This is a genomic window from Desulfurococcus mucosus DSM 2162 (assembly GCF_000186365.1).
GTDB classification, from domain to species: domain Archaea; phylum Thermoproteota; class Thermoprotei_A; order Sulfolobales; family Desulfurococcaceae; genus Desulfurococcus; species Desulfurococcus mucosus.
Map to the genome: position 1 here is coordinate 888583 of NC_014961.1, position 18807 is coordinate 907389.

The window sequence follows — 18807 nt, forward strand, 5'->3', positions numbered from 1 at the left end:
TCCCCACGGTGATTACCGATGGTTAAAGCCCTGTTCACGCCTCGAAGCATAGCGGTGATCGGGGCTAGTCGCACGCCCGGCAAGATAGGGTACGTGGTGCTTAGGAACATTAAGGGATACGGGTTCCCAGGCAAAGTATATCCTGTCAACCCACAGGCGGATGAAATACTGGGGTATAAGGCTTACCCCTCAATACTGGATGTACCGGACGAGGTCGATGTAGCCATAGTGACTGTTCCAGCCGATGCAGTACCTAAGGTTATGGAGGAATGCGGTAGGAAAGGAGTCAAGGTAGCAGTGATAATCACGTCTGGGTTCTCCGAGGTAGGCAACGTCGAACTGGAGAACAGGATTGTTGAGACAGCGAGAAAATACGGGATGAGGATACTGGGCCCCAATATATTCGGCTATGTCTACACGCCGTCAAGCATAAACGCTACCTTCGGGCCGCTGGAGGTTGCGAAAGGCAACATCGCTCTCATCTCGCAGAGCGGGGCACTCGGCATAGCATTGATGGGATGGACGATAATGAATGAAATAGGTCTCTCAGCACTACTCAGCGTTGGAAACATGGCGGATCTCGATGTAGCAGAGCTCTCAGAGTACTTGGCTGATGACCCGAATACAAGGGTTATAACGATATACCTGGAGGGGATAAAGCCAGGTAAGGGAGGAGAATTCGTTGAGAAGATGAGGAAGGTTACATTGAAGAAGCCGGTGGTAGTTATAAAGGCGGGTAGGAGCAGGCGTGGCGCGGCAGCCGCGGCAAGCCACACTGGCAGCCTAGCTGGAAGCGATAACCTATATGAGGCGGCCTTCAAGCAAAGCGGTATCATCAGGGCTTACACCGTTGAGGAGATGTTTGACATAGCGAGGGCTTTTGCAGCACAGCCGTTGCCGAAGGGGGAAAACACCATTATAATAACCAATGGAGGCGGCGTCGGCGTACTAGCCACCGATGCAGCGGAATTCAACGATGTAAAGCTCCTGGAGCCAAGCCAGGAACTCAGAGAGAAGCTTAAAACAACAATGCCATGGTTCGGCAGTGCCAAGAACCCGGTTGACTTAACCGGGCAGGCAGTCGTAGATAACTATGTGAAGGCGTTAAGGATAGCTGCTGAATCCAGCGAGGTAGACAACATAGTTATACTCTACTGCAGGACAGCCGTCCTCGACCCACGTGACCTAGCGAAGGCAATAGTTGAACTCTACGAGGCCGAGCACATAGATAAGACCACGGTAGCCGGGTTCGTGGGCGGTGAGGACACGTATGAGGCAATAAAGTACCTCAACAGGCATAATATCCCAGCGTATCCTTCACCAGAGAGAGCAGTATACGCCCTCTCTAAAATGGTGTGGTATAGAAGGTACTTGGAGGCTAGAAGAGCCTTGCCCCAGGCTTGACGGGTTTCTCCACAGTAGCTAAGACCGGTGGATCAGTATCGGTGGCTAGAAGCATTCCCTGGCTCTCCAACCCCATCATTTTCTTGGGCTTCAGGTTTGCCACCACAATAACATGTTTACCCTGGAAGAACTCGGGCTGATACCATTTACCGAGCCCCGCAATTATCTGCCTCTCCCCTAGCTCACCCAGGTCGACTATTAGCCTTATCAGCTTCTCGCTTCCCGGAACCCTCTCAGCTGATTTCACTAGTCCAACCCTTAAGTCCACCCTCTGAAAATCCTCTATTCCGATCACTTCCATCCAGCACCACCGGGATTACACAGTGATCAATGAGCACGCATGTAGTTTATAAGCATTGAAACCCGTGCCTTGAAGTGTGGATATGAAAAGCATCCTACCACATGCCTCTTGAAAGCTCTCCAAACACCTCCAAGGGGTCTCTTTCATGTATCCTAATACCGTGCTTCACAATGTACTCCATCACCTCGTCATCCGGGCTCCACGGTATACTCCTCTTCAATTCCATATAGAGTCTTGAAAGCCTCTTCTTACCCTCATAGAGTGTTGCATTAGCCAGCTCAACCAGTCCATCTATGCTTTCAGATCCAACAACATCGCCTCCCCGTGTCCTTAAGGGTATGGATAAGTAGACGCCGGTAGTCAACTCCAGGATAACCCCCTTGCTCCTACTAAGACTTATGATACCGCTATGCTTGTAACCGCTCAACCTAGCTATTCTGAGGATCCTCGCCGCCGTCTGGAGGTCTCTCGCCGACAAATGGATAATGGGTCCCGTCACATTGAGCCATATCTTCCTGTTAACCGGGATACTGTACAACCTGAGTAGTTCACCCGGCTCCACGGGTACATGTTTCTTAAAGATCACCGTGGAATCCACGCCTCTCTCCCATGGCGTCTCAGAATCGCTGGCAACGATCCTCCCGCTGCAGCTGCTCATAGTGTATACTTTCCTCTCGGTATTCAGCAGGATTAACAGTGGAAGCAGATCCTTGTCTAGGTAACCTATCTCCAGATCCTCCCACATCCTCCGCCAGAACATTCTTTTCCTCCTAACCCATGCATCCTCCTGCACTCCTAAACCCACCCTGGTGCACGAGTATTAATCCAGCATACTGTGGGAGCATGGTCCGCTGGATTCACGTCTTCTGATGGGTTTTCAGCGTATTAAAACCGTGTTCGAGAATCCATTATTCACGAGCCGTGATGATGGCTCATCCAGTAGGCTGGATCGTGGAATACTTATAAGCTGCCTCGAGGCTCTAATTAGCTGAATACGACGGGATGATGAACCTCCATGAAGAGTCTCGCTTACAGTGTACGGGATCCAGCTGGGAGAGGTATAGCGCTCTACATTGCTGAGTCACTTGGGTTAACTAGCGCTAAGTGCCCCGGAGCCGTTGAGTGCTTCAGAGGAGACGGCTTCATACTAGCCGGCTTCGAAGAAGACGTCATATACTTCGACTTCCTCGAGGATAGATTGCCCTCGGCCTCAGAGTACATTGTTTTATCGAGGCATAGTAGTGAGGCAGGCGTGAAAAGCTACACGGTGCATCATACAGGGAACTTCGGTGGTGAAGCCGCCTACGGTGGTAAACCCGGGGAACTCGGCGTCGCCTCCCCGCTCACCGCGTGGAGGCTTCTCAGACTACTTAAAACCCTTAGAGACAGCTATGGGAGAAGCGAGTACGAGGTCAGCTATGAGGCAACGCACCATGGGCCTACAAGCATCTCGAAGCCCCTTGTCTTCGTGGAGATCGGGAGCACGCTTGGCGAGTGGAGGGATGAAGTAAACCATAGGGTGGTGGGTGAAGCCGTGGCCAGGCTGCTCAAGGAGCCCGGTGGAGACGAGTGTAATCCCGCAATAGGTATTGGAGGAGGACACTACCCGAGGAAGCACACTGAGTTAGCGTTATCGGAGCCCGTGTGCTACGGGCACATAATGGCCAAGTACGCCTTGGGAGCACTTTCAATGGATACACTGGATAAGATGGTTCACAGGAGTGCCGTTAAACCATCCATCATAGTTGTCGAGAAGAAGGGGACGAGGCAGGAGCACAGGGTTCTCGTAGAGGAGTATGCTTCGAATAAGGGTTTAACCCTCCGCTACATCTAGGGAGCCTTCACCTGTGTCTCACCGGCCTTCTCCCCGCCCTAAAGGGTGAGGTTTTCAGTTGTAAACCATGTCTTAGAGAGCTTGCCCCACACCACCCTGATGGAAAGGGTTTCACCGGGACTAGGCGTCACCGGCACCACGAGCTCCTTCACAACTGCTTCACCCGGTTGCACCGCATCTAAAGCCTTAACCGTGGCCACGATATTCCCCTTATGGATTACCGTGTAGACGGTGAAATCCGGCGAGGCCTCACCCTTATTCCTCAATGAGACATTGAGTCTTAGCCCGTCTCCAGCCTGCTTTACTTCAACACCCTCGATTACGAGAACCGGTTTCCTCATGGACGAGGAATACAATAGTACGCTTGACACCATGAAGGAGCCGTTGCCTTCATTGACGAGCCCGATCCTGTAGCCGTTGGATGACGATGCTTGCACCACGTATTCCTCGAAGCCATCGCCATGCATACCCTCGAACTCGTACCTTGCATCGTTAACCAGTAGAACCAGTTTGCCCGCATGCTGCAACATGCATCCTGAGACACGTATCTCCGGTTCCCCAGCGACTACACTACTCGTGAGGAAGTGGGAGTCCCCGGGGCTGAGGCTGAGTAGCCCCGTCCAATACTTTAGGCTCGTTGAGGCATCAGGGTCCTCATATACAGCTATGAGCTGCGCCTTCCTAAGCCTAACGGGTGAGCCTCCCTCATGCCTGAACGTCAGGTTCACCCAGTCCTTCCCCATGGAGTCCTCTGTATTTAGGAGGGAGGTGACGTCGTAGACGAACTTCGAGACCAGTTTATCCCTGAGCCTAGCCGTGTAATGAGGCTTAAACTCCTTGGTGACGCTTATACCGTTGAGCTTAAGCCTCCAGTCAACGCTTTCACTCTGAGACTCAGCCACCACCTCAAGCAACCCTAGGCTCATCCTCCTCCCCCTTCTATTAGGCGTGCTCAAAGCCACGCTCTCCCTCGAATAGTATCCATGCAGCTGTAGATCAAGGGGCTTGAAGGCTACGTACAGATCCCCCTGTAACACCCTATCCACGATGACGTCTACCACTCCCTGCACCATTCCACATCCTCCACTCAAGGCATTAGATATAAATCCTAGAAGGGTTATTTAGTGGCTTCTGGATGAAGACGCCCTGCCGCAAGCGATCGATGAGCGCTTTGAACCCCTGGCTGACACAGTATTTAACCCTGTGTTAAAGACGTTAAGTAATGTGGGCAACATGATAGTCCACATCAAGAAGACCCGTGAGAGGGGATTCGACGCCTCAGTGTTCTCAGAGTACGGGTATCCTTTCAGCAGGTATAAGAGCGTCATGGTATACGTTGACGACAAGGCCATCATGGACGCCGATGAAGTATTCGTCGAGGCATACACAGTTAAATTCATTGAAGACCGTAAAGAGGTACACGTGTACTCAACACCGCCAAGGAGAATATAGCCATACCCATAAACAATTTTAAACCCTGAAGGTAATCATGGTTGGATAGTACGCCGCCGTAGCTCAGCCCGGTGGAGCGCCGGCCTTGTAAGCACTATTAGGTAGGCCCGTCGAGAAAGCCGGTGGACGCGGGTTCAAATCCCGCCGGCGGCTCTCTAGCCATACTCCCCGGAGCACTTCAGCCAGAACCCGAGCTCCTCCTCGAGTATTTCATCCCATTCCTTCACATGCAAATCGGCCTCATCCCTCCATGCCCTACCCTCGATTAGATCCATGGCATCCTGTACGAGCCCCTCTAAATCCCCTTCTGGTGCTAGCCTCACATTATCCAGGCCCCCGAAGTATGTTTGCAAGGCTGGGATACCGTATCCTGCCACGGGAGTACCCAGCAACGTCGCCTCCAACACCGCGTATGAGTATGAATCCTCATGGCTCGGGTAAAGCATTAGCATGGCCCTTCTAACAAGCCTCAACCGCTCCTTCCTGCTAATATAGCCTGTGAATAATACCTTCTCTCGGATACCCAGCTTCTCCGCAAAGGCTAATACCCTGGCCTTGTTCTGCCGTCCAATGTATCCTGTGAACACAAGCTTCAAGTCACTGAGCTCCCTAACTAGTTTACTGAACGCGAGTATGCCTTCAATTAAGCCCTTGCTTGGGATCGGCCTCCCTCCAAATACTACTATACCCTTCCTCTCCTTCACCGTGTCCCTTATACTCTTTATCAGGGCTTCATCCTCGGGATCCAGGGATACACCGGGATCAAGATAGCTTACGTAGCCGGCTCCGCCCATGTCCATGGGTATGGATTTGGAAACAGCCAGTATACATCCCTTCCTCTTCACCACCTCCTCTATGTACCTCTTGTTCTCCTTCATGCAGAGCTCTAGGGCGGTCTTGCTGAGAGAAAAGAGGGAAGGATAGAGCTCCCTGTACAAGTATTTGTAGAATAGCTTGTGGGAGTGAAGTATATGTATCCAACGCCTCCTCTCATAGAAAGGCGGTAGTTGAAGGAACACGCCTACAGGCGTACCATACATGGTTGAAAACCTCAGGGCTAAGCTTATCGCGTCAAAACCCTCATGGTAGCTGACTACTATTAGTGGCTTGAGATGCTTGTCGCTGAAGAACCTTATGCCCGTTGACACTCTATGAAGCAGTGGCGATAGGGCTGTGAGCAATAGGTATTTTCTATTCACTATTGATGGAAGATAACTGGCTGCAAGCGGGTGGACGCCGTTCCTCATAAGATTTGATACCCCTTTAACAGATGATTCGAGAGCAATCAAATCCGGGATGGAAGCCCAGGGCACTATGAAGTATGTTCTCAACCCCTTTCTCGCAAAGTATAGTAGTCCCCGCTGAGCCCTGTACGATCCCCCGCCTCCGGAGCCAAATGGATTCGCAATGAACAGTATTTCACGATCCTTCGCCGACATACGTGGATCCACCTCCCAGACCATGTATTTCCTTGGAGAACAATTCATCGAACACCCGGGAATCATAGCTGATGCTCCTGTGCCTTGAGAGCTCATGGTACTTTGTCCACAGGGATGAGTCGTGGAGGATTAAATATATCGACTCGGAGAGCTCCTCGATAGAGGAGTAGCCAAGCCCGTAGTAGCCGCCTCCCAGGATGTCCCTGTAGCTGCCGCTCTCCCTGTTAACGATGACTGGGGCTCCGGCAGCCATTGCCTCCACCACAGCGATCCCGAAGTGTTCCCCGATGGCGGCGTGGACGAGGGCTTTGGATGAGCAAAGGGTCTCCGCGAGTGTTCTCCTAGGGGCGTTGAAGTATACTTCGAGCCTTACGTTATGTTTTGAAGCCAGCTTCCTCAGGTATGCTAGGTAGCCCAGGTTCCCCCTGGTTAATGCGCCGATGACCCTGACAACGGGTTTATCGTCAAGCATGCCTACCGCCTTGATAACATCGTCGTGCCTTTTCTCGCTGCTTATCCTGCCAACCATCACTATACTGTTATCTCTCTCATTGAAGCCCTTCCTCCCGCACTCGAGGAGATCCTCTATGTGGACAGGGGGGTACACTACCCGTGCTTTCACGCCGTAGAGCTCCCTCAGGAGATCCCTCGTGTACTCTGAGTTAACCATGACGAGGTCGGCGTGCTGGAAAGGGTTCTCCGGTAATGTTGATTCAAGTACCTTAAGGTACGTCGCCCAATACGTTCTCCAAAACATGGATGAGAAATACTTCCTAGAGTAGGATAATGCATCACGACAGTAGAGTGAGAGAACCCTGCTCCCGGTGCGACTACAGTTACGTGTTGCAAGATAGAGGCTGTGCGGGAAGTGAATATACTTGACCAGCTTGAACCCCATTCTCTCCTTTAAACCGTCAATAACTCTTGAACCCTCGCTGTCTATGAAGACCAGGCAGGGCCTGTGAAGCCGTATCGCTTTCTCAACAGCCTTGCTGGCCAGGTGCACCTGATACAGGCCGAGTGCTTGAGGAAACCATGGCAGTAAATAGTTGAACTCCATACAACCCGTCGCTGAGACGTCGACTGGTAGGTGCCGTAGTTCCACATGGGTGAGGCCGGCGAGCACGACGCTGTAGCCCATGTTGCAGAGAACCCTAGATGCCTCTGCTTTAACTAGCTCGGCACCGCCTACGATGGTTGTAAAGGGGCCAACCACAGCTTTAACTCTCTTAGTCACGGTGCCCCCACCATGGGAACAAGGCTTTTTCACGCAGCCACACTGTCAACATGTCGCAGGCCCCTCCAGCCTTAAAGCTTATTCCTCCAGAGGGCTCGCGGGCTCCCTGCTTTCAAAGGGCTGGAAGCCTGGTTTGTGAGACTACATTAGTGGATGAGGGTAATAAAAGAGGGGGAGAAAGCAAACTGGTGGTATATGGGATGCTTCATCCTAGCGGAGTGCATCTAGTGGAGTATAGGTTTTCGCAGGGTAGAAGGGTAGTATATGCCTAGTGGTCTTCGGCGCGTAGACCCCTCCGTTCCTCACATATCTCATCACGTCTTCTTTCGTGAGGGATTTACGTATGAAGAGGTAGTGAAGCCAGCCGGACTTAAGGTCCTCCAGTGCCTCTGAAAGCTCCCCGTAGTATACCAGTGTGAAAAGCCCCTTCATGTTGAGCTCGTTCAGTACTTGCGACACTATCTTCTGCCCTTCAACGCCTCCACTTATAGCTCTACACAGGTCTCTCCCGAGCACTATGAAGGATGACTCCTCCAATAGTTTCGCATCGATGTCTCCGCTGGTGTCAACACTGTACCTGCACTCCGCCACCCCAAGCCCTCTCCTGGCGGCTTCCTCGAGGACCGGTTTCACATCGCCTATTATGCCAGGCAGCCAGGTCTTCAGCTTCACATCCTGACTGAAGTAGTCTATGATTATGCACGGTATCTTCCTGTAACCAAGTGCTTTAACAGCTGCCCACCTGTGGTGTCCGTCGACTATCAAGTATTTATCGGTGCCAGGTATAGGTGTCACCACTATGGGCATGTCGACCGCGTTCTCACTACGGATTTTATCCATGAGCTCCCTGAGTCTCGCATCAACAAGCTCTTCATGGTTTACCAGTTTGTCGACTTCTATTAGGACGGGCTCCACATACTTGTATGGTATACTGGTTTTAGGCAGCTTTATTATCACCTTACCGGTGCTACTACTCATAGGCGTGCACCATGCTTCTTAAAGTACTCCACTATTTTCTCAGCTACCTCTATCCCAGCCCGCTCCTGAGCCTCCACCGTGCTCGCACCTATATGGGGTGTTAACACAACGTTCTCCAACCCTAGTAATGGATGACCCTTTGGCAGTGGCTCCTCCTCGAACACATCTAGCCCAGCGCCCGCGATCCAACCCTCCTTGAGTGCTTTGACAAGCGCGTTTGTGTCGACTACTTGCCCCCTAGACGTGTTGATGAGTATAGCCGTCTTCTTCATGAGTCTCAGCTTCTCCTCGTTTATCAGGTGCTGTGTCTGAGGTGTTAACGGCACATGTATTGAGACTACATCGGATTCCCTTAGCAATGTGTCTAAGTCCACGTATCTAGCCCCCACCTCTTTTTCGAGCTGCTCGTTCCTGTAGGGGTCGTAGTAAATGATGTTCATGTTGAAGCCGAACCTGCAGATCCTTGCTACGGTTGACCCTATTCTGCCAGCGCCCACTATCCCCAGGGTTTTTCCATGCAGTTCAACTCCCACGGCGTGTTTTTTAGGCCATTCACCCATCCTCATGCGCCTATCACTGAAGGCTATCTTTCTCGCCACCGAGATCATTAGTCCGACAGCTAGCTCAGCGACACTCATAGTTGATGAAGCAGGTGCATTGATTACCTCTATCCCCCGCTCCCTAGCCGCCTCCACATCTATGTTGTCCAGTCCAACGCCAGCCCTCGCTATGATCCTGAGTGAGTCAGCCGAGTATATTACTCTCCTAGACACCAGCGGCTTACTACGTACTATTAATGCATGGAACCCCTTTATCAGTGAAGCCAGCTCGTCCTCGCCTGGCTCCTCCCTTACAACCACCTCGAACCCGTTGGCCCTCAGTGTCTCCAGTGCTTTCTCATGTATGTGGCTTGCAACCAGCACCCTGTACCCTGTAGGAGTACTCATCCCGCATGCACCTACATGTATAATATTAACGGGTTGAAGAGAATAAAAACCCGTTAACTCATGTTTATGCCGCGGGCTTGAAACCCAGTGATATCAGTACCTCCCTCAGGTTCCTGAATAACGCGTCTATGTCCTCACTAGTTATATACCCCATGTGCCCTATCCTGAAGGTTTCATCCTTTACTTTCCCATACCCCTTTGCTATCTCTATCCCCCTCTTCCTCAGCTCCTCATATATTACGGGACCCTTCACGCCGGGCGGGTTATACACGACGGTTATAGTGGGGCTGTAATAGCCTGGCTCGGCGAAGAGCTTTAACCCCAGCTCCTGGACGCCCCTCCTGATCCTCTCAGCCCTTTCAGCATACATTCCAAGCCACCTCTCTCTTCCACCCATTTTCTCAACTATCCTCAACGCCACGTTCAACCCGGCTATCTGGGGGATCGGTGGAGTGGTAGGCGTCGACCACTGCTTTACAAGGAACTCCCTTATCTCTAGGAGGTCGAAGTACAGGCCCCTCTCAGGGATACTCTTGGCTTTCTCGAACACCTCTTCGCTCACAGCAGCCATCGCTAGGCCTGGTGGGACGCCGAAAGCCTTCTGACTGCTTGCGAAAACAATGTCTATTCCCCAGTCATCTACCCTTATGTCGGCTGCACCCATGGCTGACACAGCGTCCACGAACAGTAGCTTACCGTGCTCCTTAACCACCTTAGCCAGCTCCCTCAACGGGTTTAAGACCCCTGTACTAGTCTCATTGTACGTTATGGTGACCGCTTCAACATCCCTGTTCTTCCTTAACGCGTCATCCAGCTCTTCTGGGAGGACTGGTTTCCCCAGTGGCTTCTCCAGTACGACCGGCACCCTCCCATTCCGTTCAACCGCCTCCCTGTACCTGTTGCCGAACTCTCCTATCACGGTTACCAGCACTTTCCCCTTCGGGGTGACAGCGTTTCTAATACTCGCCTCCATGAAGCCTGTCCCACTAGACGGTATTAGGAGTACCGTCGCCTTCCTGGCGAGAAGGAAGTCAGCAAGCCTCTTCACCGTGTCTCTATGAAGCTCCTGGTACTCCTTGCTTCTGTGACTCAACTGCTGGATCCTCATCGCCTCGAGAACCTCGGGGAAACAGGCTACGGGCCCAGCCGTGAAGAGCTTCATTGGCCTAGGCCACAGGATCTTTTCAACCTCCCTCACAGCATCCATGTAACTGCTCAAGGCTCACACCCCTTGAAGAGTTATTGAACGCCCAGTTAAAATATCTAGCTAATGGAGGACAAGGAATCGGTCCCAGTCGCTCCACCTACATCACAACTCAGTACGTCTCTGCCCGGTCATCCCATGCCGTTTGCCCCTAGATATTCATCCTCATCTATTTATGTTCGATCGTATCTAGGGGCTTCCGCCTCGCCCACAGATCACGCGCTATCACTATGGGGTCATGGGCGGCGGTCGAGCCCAACGGCATGGGGCTCCCATCTACAGGTAACCAGCCCCGAAGGGGCTTGGAGCAGTGCTCCCATCACCCCGTGGGGCCCGCCCCGGCTCACCCCTCACAGCCAGGGCACCCCGGCTAGACTCCACAAGCCTATCTCATTAATCATCATCCAGGGGAAACATGCAGCACCAAGGCTTATAAACGTTTTCACCAGCCATTTAAATGGTAACAGCCCCAGATGGCTACCGCTCCTAATTACCTTTTCCATTTATTCCTGAATGCCGCTCCCACCTCTTCATGCCAGCCTCGCATTCATGTACTTCCACTAGGCCTAGGGCCCATGGATTATTACTCTATCGGTGAGGCCATGGATTGCTCCGGCTTGGAGCAATACTTCACCGCCGAGGCATACAATTCAACACCAGCACCAATAGAGAGGGTTCAAAAAGCATATTAGTGATTGTAGAAGTGGAGGCACTCTGCTACTGAGCTGAGGGAACTCTGGGACCCCTTGGATGACGCTCTCATGGTTTTAAATCGCGGTGGGCATATAGTTAGCGGTGGACTACCAGGTAGTCGCAGTGTTCACCAGTAGTAGTCTGCACCGGGGTGATGCCTGTGGAGGTCTATGTGGAGCTACGTGGCAACCGCTGGATACGTGTCACCGGCAGGTTGAAGCAGGTGGTGGTTTCCAAAGGCAGGAAGAGCCTCAGGTATGTGCTAGTTGGAGAGAGCGTTGGGGAGTTGCCTAAGCTTGATGGCAAGTATGCTCTGAGAATCCCGGCTAGTAAGCTGAACAAGGTTATCCTAAGGCTGATTGAGGAGGGTAAGGGGTACATCATTGTCTTCGAGAAGACAGGCGTAGACGAGTATACTGCTAAGGCAGAATCAATGGAGGCGCTTTCACTCTTGAAGAATATTGTTGAAGACGTATTCAGCAGTGGGAGGAGAACCGCGAGCTCCGAGCCTAGCCGGGAGGCTGAGGAGTCACAGTCCTCTTGACGCTGAGCACTCCTTCGCCCCGCGTCACCTCGATCCTCTCGGCTTCCAGCCTGAAGCCGCATATAGGGCACCTGTAGCTGAAATAAGCCTTCACTGTGCCATCGCTGAGTTTCTCTGACTCCAGAACCAGTATCATCGTGTTACCGTCCCTGGGGCACTTTACCTCCGTGGACATCATTGCTCACCATGCATCCATGTAGATCCTTAGCGGAGCCCTATTTATACTTGCAACATTATAGTTAGCCACCGGTGCACACGATGAGTACGGGAAGCAGGTTGGGGAAACTGCTCAGCCTAATGGAGGAGAAAGGCCTCCAAGACCTGATACTAGTGTCACCCGAGAACATAGAGTACTATACTGGCGTTGAAGCAGTAGCCGATGCCGTCATGATGCTCCATGTGTCCCGGGGAGGAAGCATAAGCCTCTACGTGCCGCTTTTAGAATACTACAGGTACAGGGATTCACTGCCCGGTAGCATAGAGGTTAAGGCCGTCACTAAGACTTTGAAGCCGAGTGATGTAAAGGCCTCTGAGAAGGATTACCCAGATATAGTGAAGGAGATAGCTGGCTCAAGCAACCGGGTGGGCGTGGATAAATCGCACCCCGGCAGTCTTACAGCAGTCTTACAGAGCCTCCCCGCTGAGAGGATAGTGGATGTATCGGAGGATATATGGAGGCATAGAATGATAAAGGATGAGGAAGAGATAGCAGCCGTGAGGAGAGCAGTCGAGATAACCATCAAGGGTATAAGAGTTGTCCAGGATAACGTGGCAGATGGGGTCACCGAGGCTGAACTAGCCGGCGTCTTCGAGGAGAGGGTTCGCAGGGAGGGAGTCGGGAAGTATGCTTTTGAACCAATCATAGCTTTCAAACCCAATAACAGCTACCCCCACACTCTCCCAGGTCGCAGGAGGCTCGGCAAGAGGGATCTAATACTGGTTGACGTAGGTGTGAAACACGGGGGCCGGTGCAGCGACCTCACAAGGATGATCACGTGGGGGAGGCCGAGCCCCGAGGAGAGGAAGAGCTTGGAGGCCGTTGAAGAGGCGCTCTGGGAGTCAATAGACCACATATATCCAGGCGTCAAGGCCGGCGACGTGGCTGAGACAGCTGTTAAAGTGCTTGAGAAACACGGGTTACGTGAGAAATTCATACATGGGCTTGGACACGGCATAGGAGTAGTCGTCCATGAACCACCATACTTGAGGATTGGAAACTCCACCGTGATAGAGCCAGGCATGGTTTTCACTGTTGAACCCGGCGTATACTTCAACGGGGCGTATGGTGTTAGAATGGAGGAAGACGTACTGGTGACTAGGAAGGGGGCTAGAGTACTCTCAGGCCGTCTTAAGCCATTACTGGTTGCCTAGCCTCCACTAAACCACCTGTTTCTCAGCTCCTCCATGAAGGCATCCCTGCTTGAACCTATGGCCAGCCTCCTGAGTATTTTCACGCCGTCGACACGTAGATTGCTCAAGGGGGGATCCACAAGTACCCTTCCTCCTAGTCTTTCCGCAGTTGCCACAGCTAGTGCTACATCGGTGTTTCTCAAGCGCCCGGTTAACGAGATGAAGTAGTCTATTAGCCCTAGAGCAGCTAGCGTTGCCTCTAGTGCAGCCGACCCCATTACCCGCAGCTTGAAGCCACCCGTATGATTCATGAACATATCGCGGAGAATCGAAAGCTCCTCAACGCTGTCGAAGTATATTGAGGCCACCTTGAATCCCGTGTTTTTCCCGGCACGTTGCTCGAACACTCTCCCATTATACAGTACTTTACCGTTGACGTACTCCACCTGTATATCGCTGAAGATGCTTGCAACAACGCCGTATATGGCCTCGTGAAGTAGAGGAGGCGGATCACTGGCCTTATACACTGCTATCGATACGCTTGAGAAAGGTATTTGTGATGCGTAATTAAGGCTTCCATCCAAGGGGTCTAGCAACACTATGTACTCTGCGCGCTCCCTCAGCTTATAGACTCCTTTCTCCTCGCTTATCACCCAGGTGTTGAAGCCTGCTCTACTGAACTCTTCTACAACGTATTCCTCCGCGAGTAAATCTATGCGTCTCGTCACATCGCCTGAGACCCCTTCCCCTACAACGTTGCCGTAGTATGCGTCCCCATAGTGTTCACGTAGAAGCGTTTTTAGCCCAGCAAGAATCCTCCTGGAGGCATCCACTATGCTGCTGTCTACATGCATCCCGAGCACCATGACAGCGTTATTGAGAGTTAGTTTTATTTAGTTGACGCTTTTACTCTATAAAGTAGCGGGGAAGGTGTCATTTTTGACAAGATACTTGAGGACGCATAAGTACTTGAACGAGGCCAGCGAGATATTCAGCGACCCCCTTAACCTCGCAATGCTCGTGAGGAAAGTCACCATTATAGAGCCTGAAAGAGAGGCTGGATGCGGGGAAGCCTTCTCGCTACTGGTTGAGACAAGTAGACGTGTCCTCTCCGAAAGGAAGAGCGTTGTTTACTCCATTCTAAGATATGATAGAAAGAGGAAGTCCCTGAGGCTCATACTCGCAGGCGACCTGGTTCTAGCACTCCTAGGGGAGTCGCCCGGGGTCCTCGTTAAGGGTGATGAAGCCTATAGGTTGCTTCTTGAGGCATCATCAGCCCCGGGAGCGTTATGCAGTATAGTTGTAGGTGAGGTGAACCCGGATGCCCTCCCACAACAGCTTAAATCCATCCTAGAGGACGCACTGAGAACGAGAATAGTGTTTCCAGATGCATGGGTTAACAGGGTGATCCATGGTTTCAAGGCATCTAGTGTGCTACCAGGGGATGAATATTCATTCAGGCTTGACGCACTGGACCCCGCAGGTATGCGTTACCTGATTACAGTGCCTAGATGGGATCAGCCGAACAGCGGAATGCTACTACTAAACGCTGCAGACGCCCTGGGCTTCCAGCTCCTAGCACAGGAGTCCCTTCGGAGGCCACAACTCGGGGAAGTTGACGCCGAGACATTGAAGAGGCTTGCATTCTTCACTAGATACATGGCCCCCTGTAGGGGCATCATAGCTGAATACGGTGGAATGGATGAGCAGAAATACCTCGATACTCCGCCATGCATCATCGAGGCCTACGAGGGTGGTGTAAGCCTCTATGAGAGGTTGAAGAGCGGCGGGCTCGATGCGAATGATTCCCTGCTTATCCTCCACAGGTTCTCAGGGCTAGCGGCAGTCATGGGTTTACTTGGCTACGGGTTGAACACGCTGAGACCCAGCGACATATGGCTCGTGGAGGACAAGAGCGAGCCCACGGGGCACAGGTTCCTGCTGACGGGCTGCAGCAATGTGCAAAGGCTTGACTCACCTTACAGGGGACTATACAGGGGGCTGGAGACCATTGACCCCTTAACCCTGGTGACCGGGCGACTCACATGGATGAGCAGCATGTTTACGGCGTCATCCACAGCGTTACTGGTGTTGCTGGGTAAGCCGGTCACACCATACCTACAGTTAAACCTGGCTATCCTGCAGACGCTCCACGGGGTGAAAGCACAGTTACCCGGGGAACCAGGCCTCGAAGAATATGTGAAGAATGCAAGAGGGATCCTCGAACAGTTGCTGAAAGGAGAGATTGATCACCGGGAAGCCCTCCGCAGCCTCGACAAACTGGTTGAAGAAGAGTTCAGCAGGATTATTGAGCTGTTGAAGAATAAGATTGGGGCGAAGACCTCAGAGTATTTAGCAAGGACGCTGAGCCTCAACCCGGATAGACGCTATGGCTCCCCTATTGAGGCCTTCAAAGCCCTGGAGGAGGCATTGCTGGAGGATGGGTATTCGGGAATACTTGCGTTGAAAACATAGAAGCATCGCCGAGGATAAGGGTGGAGTAGGAGCCGCCGCCGGGATTCGAACCCGGGTCCTCTGCCTTACCAGGGCAGCGCTCCACCAGGCTGAGCTACGGCGGCAGGCTTGGCTTAATGTATGGGGGGCTGGGATTATATTTTTTTATTTCGCCGAGGAATACGCGAACCCATCGCTCCACGCAATTAAGCTCCCCCCATGTCTCCGACTCATTGATAAAGCCTTATAACCCCTCATACACCATTAATTAGATGCAGCGGGGCTCCATAGCGGGGTAGGGCAGCCAGGTAGCCCGCGGGGCTCATAACCCCGAGGTCGGTGGTTCAAATCCACCCCCCGCTACTTCCTTTTCCTCGGCCTTTTCCTGCATACTACAAGCATTAGCACTGATAGAACCGATGCCTCCACCGCGATCACCCATGCTATGTATCTACCGAGATCCAGTGCTAGACGCCCATCGGTGAGCGTGAAGACAAAGGGGCCTAATGAAACCTCCTGCAGAGTGAACACAGGTATCCCAATCCCGCTTATGCTCAGGTTTACAGTGGAGCCGGGAGGTAGCTGCTTCTCGATCCTGCTGGCTAGGCCGTCTACTCCGTGAACCTCTATGGTGCACTTGTAGAAGCCCCACCCTTCATTATGTATCTCTATGGCGGGATCCACTGGGAGCACGTATAGGTTAACCGTTACATTAAGCAGGTACGGCGAGTAGAATACGAGGAGCCAGTGCCCTTGCTCAGGGCTCGTTAATACTGAGGGTGGATAGGGCTCGTATCCCTTCAACCCTGCATCAAGCTTTACACTGGTAATAGCGGTGAGGTTCTCTACATCTACGGGTAGACGCACCCCGCCTACATACTCTACGTCATACATGTCAACGCCCTCAACAACGTGAACCTCACCAATAGGCATGGTGTGATCACCTATACGGAGACTCAGCTTCAACGTGTCATTAGCGCTCAGCAGGGTCTTCGGCGGGGTAATATAGCCACTTGCATTCACCCATAGATAGACCTCTCCATACCTCTCCTTAATCACGACACTATACTGTGAAAGCATCAGCCTCGGCGGCGAAACCGTTAGCAAGTACCATGACGCCGCGATTACCACGACTAGGAGTATTGCTAAGCGTTTAACACACCTCCGGCTTAGCCTTAAGACCACTGAAGCACCCACAGGGCTCACCATGCATCTATTAACTAAACGATGGGTTAAAACAAACACCGCTAGCTTAAGCCAGCTGATGGAGCGTGGGAACAGAGGGAGAAACTAGGGAAGCACCCAGGTGAAACCCTTCCAGAGGATTAGGGGCCATGTGGTTTTCGACACGTGTTTAAAGAATAGCCCGCCCTGGTGAAACCCAGGGCGGGGCATGGTTGTAGCCTACCCCCGGTATCCTAACCAGGCTCGCCCCCTAGATACCTTTGGAGCCCTCGGGGGCTCTGCCCGGCTTACTCAATAGCCTGCTAGGCATATTGGCAGCCGGGCTGCCTGGTCACGGGCTCAGGGGTATTCAGCCACCCGACGGATCTGATTAAACATGTTTAAGCCGTAATAAACTTTTCAAGCACAACTCTATGCCCACCAAGCCCTCCCGTGGGGACAAGGCTTGTGGATGCAATGATTTTAAGAATGCGTCGCCACTATAGTGGTTGGTGATGCAGTTTCACGGTGTTGCGGGATGGGTTTGAAAAGGATCTGCGGGTGGATCATTAGGAAGAAGGCTATCGGCAGAGTAGTCATCATTGAGGTGAGTAGTGACAGAGTAAAACCCTATGTCGTAGTGTTGAAGGAGGAAAGAGAGCCGGAACTATATGCTGTGGGAAAGGAGCTCGACGTAGGCACAGCATTATGCTTCGAGGGCGAGGAGGCACAAGAACAGAAGAGTGTCAGGGGGATAGAATATGTTGCCAGAAAGATAGAGGTCTATGCAAAACCCATTGAACCCCTCCCCGTTGACACCATGGGCAAGGTGCCGGCACTGCTCGACACAAGGATAAAGTACCGCTGGCTTCTCGTCAGAAACCCCGTTGAGAAAGCCATCTTCAGGGTGAGAAGCGCGATGCTAGCCGCGGCAAGAGAGTACCTGTCGTCCAACGGGTTTACCGAGGTGCAGACACCGAAGATAGTTGCAGCGGGTGCCGAGGGCGGTGCAACCCTCTTCAGGGTTCAATACTTCGAGAACGAAGCCTACTTGAGTCAAAGCCCCCAGTTATTCAAGCAGATGTTAATGGCCGGCTTCACAAGGGTCTATGAGATTACACCCTACTTCAGGGCCGAGAAGTACAATACCACCAGGCACCTGAACGAGTCATGGGGTATAGATGTAGAGCAGGGCTTCATAAACAGCTTGGAGGACGTCTTAAACACCCTTGAAAACCTTGTAGCTTACATCATAGACTATGTTTCAAGGAACAATGCTGAAGAGCTAGAAGTGCTCGGCGTCAACCTTAGAAAACCGTCCACCCCCTTCAAAAGGCTGAGGTTCCAGGAAGCCGTAGACATACTTAGAAGCGAGGGAATCGAGGTCTCGGACACGGAAGACCTAAGCGATCAAGCCGAGAAGAAGCTGGGGGAGATAATGGCTGAGAAAGGACACGACCTCTACTTCATAGTAGGCTTCCCATGGTCTTCAACAGGCTTCTACTACATGAGAGAGGAGAATGGGGTCTACACGAGGAAGTTCGACCTTGATTACAGGGGACTGGAGATAGCTAGCGGAGGGCAGAGGGAGCACAGGTATGAGAGGCTTGTAGAAGCCCTGAGGGAGAAGGGCTTGAACCCAGCTAGCTTCGACTTCTACCTCGAGGCATTCAAGTACGGTATGCCACCGCATGGTGGCTTCGGGCTCGGTGTTGAAAGACTACTGATGAGGATGCTTGGATTGGAAAACGTGAGGGAGGCCATACTCTTCGTCAGGGATCGTGTAAGGCTGGTTCCCTGAGGAAA

Annotated in this window: 18 protein-coding genes and 3 tRNA genes; 9 read left to right on the forward strand and 12 right to left on the reverse strand. The window is 52.3% G+C overall.

Annotated features, from left to right (window positions below):
- Window positions 1-18: 18 nt before the first annotated feature.
- Window positions 19-1404 carry an acetate--CoA ligase alpha subunit gene (acs, locus tag DESMU_RS04530; RefSeq protein ID WP_013562422.1) on the forward strand — a complete coding sequence of 462 codons (1386 nt, stop codon included), beginning with the start codon at window positions 19-21 and terminating at the stop codon, window positions 1402-1404.
- Here acs and metG read toward each other — a convergent pair.
- Together metG and DESMU_RS04540 are read right to left on the reverse strand one after the other, a co-directional pair.
- A complete protein-coding gene (gene metG, locus DESMU_RS04535; protein WP_013562423.1) occupies window positions 1379-1705 on the reverse strand; it encodes a methionine--tRNA ligase subunit beta in 327 nt (108 codons plus the stop codon). The two genes, acs and metG, sit on opposite strands and share 26 nt — an antisense overlap.
- Window positions 1706-1799: 94 nt before the next feature.
- The gene (locus DESMU_RS04540; RefSeq protein WP_013562424.1) at window positions 1800-2498 is read right to left on the reverse strand and encodes a tRNA(Phe) 7-((3-amino-3-carboxypropyl)-4-demethylwyosine(37)-N(4))-methyltransferase; all 699 of its coding nucleotides are present in this window, start codon (window positions 2496-2498) and stop codon (window positions 1800-1802) included.
- A gap of 222 nt (window positions 2499-2720) precedes the next feature.
- On the opposite strand from DESMU_RS04540, the gene DESMU_RS04545 reads away from it, so the two are divergent.
- Window positions 2721-3539 carry a D-aminoacyl-tRNA deacylase gene (locus DESMU_RS04545; protein ID WP_013562425.1) on the forward strand — a complete coding sequence of 273 codons (819 nt, stop codon included), beginning with the start codon at window positions 2721-2723 and terminating at the stop codon, window positions 3537-3539.
- A 38-nt stretch (window positions 3540-3577) separates the two neighbouring features.
- Here the strand turns inward: DESMU_RS04545 and DESMU_RS04550 are convergent, their stop codons facing one another.
- A complete protein-coding gene (locus DESMU_RS04550) occupies window positions 3578-4612 on the reverse strand; it encodes a hypothetical protein (protein ID WP_048078690.1) in 1035 nt (344 codons plus the stop codon).
- A 151-nt stretch (window positions 4613-4763) separates the two neighbouring features.
- On the opposite strand from DESMU_RS04550, the gene DESMU_RS04555 reads away from it, so the two are divergent.
- Together DESMU_RS04555 and DESMU_RS04560 are read left to right on the forward strand one after the other, a co-directional pair.
- On the forward strand, window positions 4764-4991 hold the full coding sequence (locus DESMU_RS04555; protein WP_187286327.1) for a hypothetical protein: 228 nt from the start codon (window positions 4764-4766) through the stop codon (window positions 4989-4991).
- Window positions 4992-5043: 52 nt separating this feature from the next.
- Window positions 5044-5144, forward strand: a tRNA-Thr gene (locus tag DESMU_RS04560).
- Between the two features lie 2 nt (window positions 5145-5146).
- Here the strand turns inward: DESMU_RS04560 and DESMU_RS04565 are convergent.
- The 5 genes from DESMU_RS04565 to DESMU_RS04585 all read right to left on the reverse strand — a co-directional run bounded on the left by DESMU_RS04565 (window position 5147) and on the right by DESMU_RS04585 (window position 10811).
- Complete coding sequence (locus DESMU_RS04565; protein ID WP_013562428.1) at window positions 5147-6430, reverse strand: glycosyltransferase; 1284 nt, start codon at window positions 6428-6430, stop codon at window positions 5147-5149.
- Window positions 6411-7667 carry a glycosyltransferase gene (locus DESMU_RS04570; RefSeq protein ID WP_013562429.1) on the reverse strand — a complete coding sequence of 419 codons (1257 nt, stop codon included), beginning with the start codon at window positions 7665-7667 and terminating at the stop codon, window positions 6411-6413. The genes DESMU_RS04565 and DESMU_RS04570 overlap by 20 nt, the downstream gene beginning before the upstream one ends.
- A 210-nt stretch (window positions 7668-7877) precedes the next feature.
- The gene (gene serK, locus DESMU_RS04575) at window positions 7878-8645 is read right to left on the reverse strand and encodes an ADP-dependent L-serine kinase SerK (RefSeq protein ID WP_013562430.1); all 768 of its coding nucleotides are present in this window, start codon (window positions 8643-8645) and stop codon (window positions 7878-7880) included.
- A complete protein-coding gene (locus DESMU_RS04580) occupies window positions 8642-9592 on the reverse strand; it encodes a D-2-hydroxyacid dehydrogenase (RefSeq protein ID WP_013562431.1) in 951 nt (316 codons plus the stop codon). Before DESMU_RS04580 ends, serK begins: the two co-directional genes overlap by 4 nt.
- Before the next feature lie 64 nt (window positions 9593-9656).
- The gene (locus tag DESMU_RS04585; RefSeq protein ID WP_013562432.1) at window positions 9657-10811 is read right to left on the reverse strand and encodes a pyridoxal-phosphate-dependent aminotransferase family protein; all 1155 of its coding nucleotides are present in this window, start codon (window positions 10809-10811) and stop codon (window positions 9657-9659) included.
- Window positions 10812-11643: 832 nt separating this feature from the next.
- On the opposite strand from DESMU_RS04585, the gene DESMU_RS04590 reads away from it, so the two are divergent.
- Window positions 11644-12033, forward strand: a complete 390-nt coding sequence (locus DESMU_RS04590; protein ID WP_425358426.1) for a hypothetical protein — start codon at window positions 11644-11646, stop codon at window positions 12031-12033.
- Here the strand turns inward: DESMU_RS04590 and DESMU_RS04595 are convergent.
- Window positions 11999-12208, reverse strand: coding sequence for a hypothetical protein (locus tag DESMU_RS04595; RefSeq protein ID WP_013562434.1), 210 nt, complete (start codon window positions 12206-12208; stop codon window positions 11999-12001). The genes DESMU_RS04590 and DESMU_RS04595 overlap by 35 nt on opposite strands.
- Before the next feature lie 83 nt (window positions 12209-12291).
- On the opposite strand from DESMU_RS04595, the gene DESMU_RS04600 reads away from it, so the two are divergent.
- A complete protein-coding gene (locus DESMU_RS04600) occupies window positions 12292-13404 on the forward strand; it encodes a M24 family metallopeptidase (RefSeq protein ID WP_013562435.1) in 1113 nt (370 codons plus the stop codon).
- Here DESMU_RS04600 and DESMU_RS04605 read toward each other — a convergent pair.
- Window positions 13401-14237 (reverse strand): inositol monophosphatase family protein, encoded by an 837-nt coding sequence (locus DESMU_RS04605; RefSeq protein WP_013562436.1) that lies wholly within the window; start codon window positions 14235-14237, stop codon window positions 13401-13403. The two genes, DESMU_RS04600 and DESMU_RS04605, sit on opposite strands and share 4 nt — an antisense overlap.
- A 76-nt stretch (window positions 14238-14313) precedes the next feature.
- On the opposite strand from DESMU_RS04605, the gene DESMU_RS04610 reads away from it, so the two are divergent.
- Window positions 14314-15858: a protein kinase gene (locus tag DESMU_RS04610; protein ID WP_245526517.1), complete on the forward strand. Its 1545-nt coding sequence runs from the start codon at window positions 14314-14316 to the stop codon at window positions 15856-15858.
- 30 nt (window positions 15859-15888) lie between these two features.
- Here DESMU_RS04610 and DESMU_RS04615 read toward each other — a convergent pair.
- A tRNA-Thr gene (locus DESMU_RS04615) sits at window positions 15889-15962 on the reverse strand.
- 164 nt (window positions 15963-16126) lie between these two features.
- On the opposite strand from DESMU_RS04615, the gene DESMU_RS04620 reads away from it, so the two are divergent.
- A tRNA-Met gene (locus DESMU_RS04620) sits at window positions 16127-16200 on the forward strand.
- On the opposite strand, the gene DESMU_RS04625 is transcribed toward DESMU_RS04620, so the two are convergent.
- Window positions 16198-17046, reverse strand: a complete 849-nt coding sequence (locus tag DESMU_RS04625) for a hypothetical protein (RefSeq protein ID WP_048813454.1) — start codon at window positions 17044-17046, stop codon at window positions 16198-16200. The genes DESMU_RS04620 and DESMU_RS04625 overlap by 3 nt on opposite strands.
- Before the next feature lie 493 nt (window positions 17047-17539).
- On the opposite strand from DESMU_RS04625, the gene aspS reads away from it, so the two are divergent.
- Window positions 17540-18802, forward strand: a complete 1263-nt coding sequence (gene aspS, locus DESMU_RS04630) for an aspartate--tRNA(Asn) ligase (RefSeq protein WP_013562439.1) — start codon at window positions 17540-17542, stop codon at window positions 18800-18802.
- Window positions 18803-18807: the final 5 nt, after the last annotated feature.